Annotated in this window: 3 protein-coding genes; all 3 read right to left on the bottom strand. The window is 74.4% G+C overall.

Features of this window, described 5'->3' with window-relative positions:
* A partial coding sequence (gene dnaG, locus C6N75_RS21250) for a DNA primase (protein ID WP_105870507.1) occupies nt 1–1,403 on the bottom strand: 1,403 nt, incomplete at its 3' end.
* 44 nt (nt 1,404–1,447) lie between these two features.
* Complete coding sequence (locus C6N75_RS21245; RefSeq protein WP_105870506.1) at nt 1,448–2,716, bottom strand: NAD(P)/FAD-dependent oxidoreductase; 1,269 nt, start codon at nt 2,714–2,716, stop codon at nt 1,448–1,450.
* A gap of 281 nt (nt 2,717–2,997) precedes the next feature.
* The coding region (locus C6N75_RS21235; RefSeq protein ID WP_105870504.1) for a deoxyguanosinetriphosphate triphosphohydrolase at nt 2,998–4,314 on the bottom strand (1,317 nt) is incomplete at its 5' end.

Raw genomic sequence — 4,314 nt, 5'->3', positions numbered from 1 at the left:
GGCGCGGGGGCCTGTTCGGCGCGGCCGGCGGCGGTACGGGCCCCGGGGGCGGGGCGGCCGCCGCGTTCGCGGGCCCACTTGGCGTGCTGGGCGACCCGGCGGACCACGAACTGGGTGTCCAGGATGCCGACCATGCCGGCGAGCTGGACGGCGACCTCGTGCTGGGAGGCGATGTTCTTGATGCGGGCGACCACCGGTGCGGCCTCGTCCAGGGCGGCGGCGCGGCCGGCCGGGGTCTCCAGGTCGTAGCGGCTGACGATCTGGCGCAGCGCGAACTCGAACAGCGGGGTGCGCGGCTCGACCAGGTCGGTGACGGCCTCGTCGCCCCGGGCCAGCCGCAGGTCGCAGGGGTCCATGCCGTCCGGGGCGATGGCGATGTAGGTCTCGGCGGCGAACTTCTGGTCGTCCTCGAAGGCGCGCAGCGCGGCCTTCTGGCCGGCGGCGTCCCCGTCGAAGGTGAAGATGACGCGGGCCGAGCCGTTGTCCATGAGCAGGCGGCGGAGGATCTTGATGTGCTCGCCGCCGAAGGCGGTGCCGCAGGTGGCGATGGCGGTGGTGACGCCGGCCAGGTGGCAGGCCATGACGTCGGTGTAGCCCTCGACGACGACCGCCCGGGAGGACTTGGCGATGTCCTTCTTGGCCAGGTCGATCCCGTACAGCACCTGGGACTTGCGGTAGATCGGGGTCTCGGGGGTGTTGAGGTACTTGGGCCCGTTGTCGTCCTCGCGGAGCTTGCGGGCGCCGAAGCCGACGACGTCGCCGCCGGTGTCCCGGATGGGCCACATCAGCCGGCCGCGGAAGCGGTCGATGGGCTTGCCGCTGCGGCTGTCCTGGGCGAGCCCGGAGGTGATCAGCTCCTTGTCGGTGAAACCCTTGCCGCGCAGGAAGCGGGTGAGGTGGTCCCAGCCCGCCGGGCTGTAGCCGACGCCGAAGTGCTGGGCGGCGGCCTGGTCGAAGCCGCGCTCGGCGAGGAAGACCCGGCCGGCCTCGGCCTCCGGGGCGTCGAGCTGCTCGGCGTAGAAGCGGGCGGCCAGCTCGTGCGCCTCGACCAGCCGGATGCGCTCGCCGCGCTGGTGGCCGGGGGTGTAGCCGCCCTGCTCGTAGCGGAGCGTGATGCCGGCCTTGGCGGCCAGGCGCTCGACCGTCTCCGAGAAGGAGAGGTGGTCGATCTTCATCACGAAGGCGATGGTGTCCCCGCCCTCCTGGCAGCCGAAGCAGTGGAAGAGACCCTTGCTGGGGCTGACCTGGAAGGACGGGGACTTCTCGTCGTGGAAGGGGCACAGGCCCTTGAGGTTGCCGCCGCCGGCGTTGCGCAACTGGAGGTACTCGGAGACCACGGCGTCGATCGGGACCGCGTCCCGTACCGCCTTCACGTCGTCGTCGTTGATCCTGCCGCCAGCCACCCGGCAATCCTACGGCCGCCGCGGCCCTCCTCCGGCGGGCGGCCTCAGGACACGGGCAGCACCCGGTCGAGCGGGACGGCGGGGTCGGCCAGGGCGTCGGGATCCACCGGGGCGCCGGAGCGGACGAGGGCCTGGATGTGCTCGGTGACGTCCCACACGTTGACGTTCATGCCGGCCAGCACCCGCCGGTCCTTCAGCCAGAAGGCGATGAACTCGCGGCGGCCCGCGTCGCCGCGCACCACCACCTGGTCGTAGGAGCCGGGCGGGGCCCAGCCGCTGTACTCCATGCCCAGGTCGTACTGGTCGGAGAAGAAGTAGGGGACCCGGTCGTAGGAGACGTCCCGGCCGAGCATGGCGCGGGCGGCGGCCGGGCCGCCGTTGAGCGCGTTGGCCCAGTGCTCGACCCGCAGCCGGACGCCGAGCAGCGGGTGCTCGGCGGCGGCCACGTCGCCGGCGGCGTGGACGTCCGGGTCGGAGGTGCGCAGGGCGGCGTCCACCGCGATGCCGCCGCCGTGGTCGCGGTCGACCAGGGCGAGCCCGGCGTTCTCGGCGAGCGCGGTGCGCGGGGCCGCGCCGATGGCGACGACCACGGCGTGCGCCGGGTGCTCCTCGCCGTCGTCGGTGCGCACCGCCAGGACCATGCCGTCCTGGCCGGTGATCTCGGTGAGCTTCGCGCCGAAGGCGAACCGGACGCCGTGCTCGGCGTGCAGGTCGGCGAAGAACTGGCCCAGTTCGGGGCCGAGGGCCTGGTGCAGCGGGGTGGGCGCGGACTCAATGACGGTGACCTCGGCGCCGTAGCCGCGGGCGGCGGCGGCGACCTCCAGGCCGATCCAGCCGCCGCCGGCGATGACCAGGTGGCCGTTGTCCCGGCCGAGCGCGGCCAGCACGCCCTGGAGCCGGTCGGCGTGGCTGAGCCGGCGCAGGTGGTGCACGCCGGCCAGGTCGGTGCCGGGGACGTCGAGGCGGCGCGGTTCGGCGCCGGTGGCCAGCAGCAGCTTGTCGTACGCGAGCGTGGTGCCGTCGCCGAGCCGGACGACCTTGGCCTGCCGGTCGAGCGTGGTGACGGGCTGGCCGAGGTGCAGTTCCACGTCGGCCTGCGCGTACCAGCCCTGCTCGTGCACGAAGGCGCCCTCGCGGGGGTCCTTGCCGGTGAGGTAGCCCTTGGACAGCGGGGGCCGTTCGTAGGGGTGGTCGCGTTCGTCGCCGATGAGGATGACCCGGCCGGTGAAGCCCTCGGCGCGGAGCGTCTCCGCCGCCTTGGCCCCGGCCAGCCCTCCGCCGACGATGACGAAGGTCTGATCTGCGTCGACCACGTGTGCCTCCTGTTGTCCTTGCGGTTTCCCGGCGGCTACCCGGCGGGGGCGTGGGACCCGCCGGGTTCATCCGTACCGGCGACGGCCCGGCCCCGCGCCCGGGGCCCGCGGCTTCCGGCTTCCGGCTCCCGGCTTCCGGCTCCCGGCTTCCGGCTCCCGGCTTCCGGCTTCCGGCTTCCGGCACGGGATCTTTACGCTACGCCGCCGCCGCCTGGCAGCGTCCCGTACGGAACGGGATGGCGTGAAGGGGACGGTCCGCATCCGCTGGCGGACCGCCGGGCTCAGCTTCGCTGGGTGAGCCGGGCGTGCAGGGCGCGGGCGGAGGCGTCGGTGAGCGAGGCGATCTGGTCGACGACCACCCGGCCGCGGGCCCGGTCGTCGTGGGCGGCGTCGAACAGCGCGCGGAACTGCGGGTCCAGGCCCTCGGGGGCGCGGGCGGCGAGCGCCTCGGCCAGTTCGGCGACGACGATCCGCTGGTCGGCGCGGAGCGTCTCCTGCTCGGCGCGCTGTATGACGTACCGGTCGGCGACGGCCTTGAGCACCGCGCACTCGTGGCGCGCCTCCCGCGGGACGACGAGTTCGGCGGCGTACCGGGTGAGCCGGCCGGGGCCGTGCACGGCCCGGGTGGCGTTCTCCGCGGCCAGGCAGAACCGGCCGATGAGCTGGCTGGTGGCGTCCTTGAGCCGGGCCTGGGCCAGCGCGGTGCCGTCGTAGCCGTGCGGCCACCAGTCCTGTTCGAGCAGCCGGTCGAGGGCGTCGGCCAGTTCCTGCGGGTCGGTGCCGGCCGGTACGTAGCGGCCGATCGCGACCTGCCAGATGTCGGCGCGCTCGGGTTCGGCGTGCAGCAGGTTGGGGTCGATGTGGCCGGCGTGCAGCCCGTCCTCGAAGTCGTGCACCGAGTAGGCGACGTCGTCGGCCCAGTCCATGACCTGCGCCTCGAAGCAGGTGCGGTCGCGCGGGGCGCCCTGGCGGACCCAGCGGAAGACCGGCAGGTCGTCTTCGTAGACGCCGAACTTGGGCGAGCCGGGGTCGGTGGGGTGGTCGCCGCGCGACCAGGGGTACTTGGTGGCGGCGTCCAGCGCGGCCCGGGTGAGGTTGAGTCCGACGCTGACCGACTCGCCGGTGGCCGGGTCGGGGGCGAACCGCTTGGGCTCGATCCGGGTGAGCAGCCGCAGCGACTGGGCGTTGCCCTCGAAGCCGCCCCAGTCCTTGGCGACCTCGTCCAGGGCCTGTTCGCCGTTGTGCCCGAACGGCGGGTGGCCCATGTCGTGGGAGAGGCAGGCGGCCTCCACCAGGTCCGGGTCGCAGCCCAGGGCGGCGCCCAGCTCGCGGCCGACCTGGGCGCACTCCAGGGAGTGGGTGAGCCGGGTGCGCGGGCTGGGGTCCCAGGTGTGGCTCTGCGAGCCGGGGGTGACGACCTGGGTCTTGCCGGCGAGGCGGCGCAGCGCGGAGGAGTGCAGCACCCGGGCCCGGTCGCGCTGGAAGGCGGTGCGGCCCGGCCGCTTGTCCGGCTCGGCCGCCCAGCGCGCGGTGGCGTGTCCGTCGTACGGGGCGTCCGGGGCGGGGGCGGTGGCGCCGGGTGCGGGCGTGTCGTACGA

Source organism: Streptomyces solincola, assembly GCF_002982015.1.
Classification (GTDB): Bacteria; Actinomycetota; Actinomycetes; order Streptomycetales; family Streptomycetaceae; genus Streptomyces; species Streptomyces solincola.
This window is presented reverse-complemented; position numbering and strand designations above follow the sequence as displayed.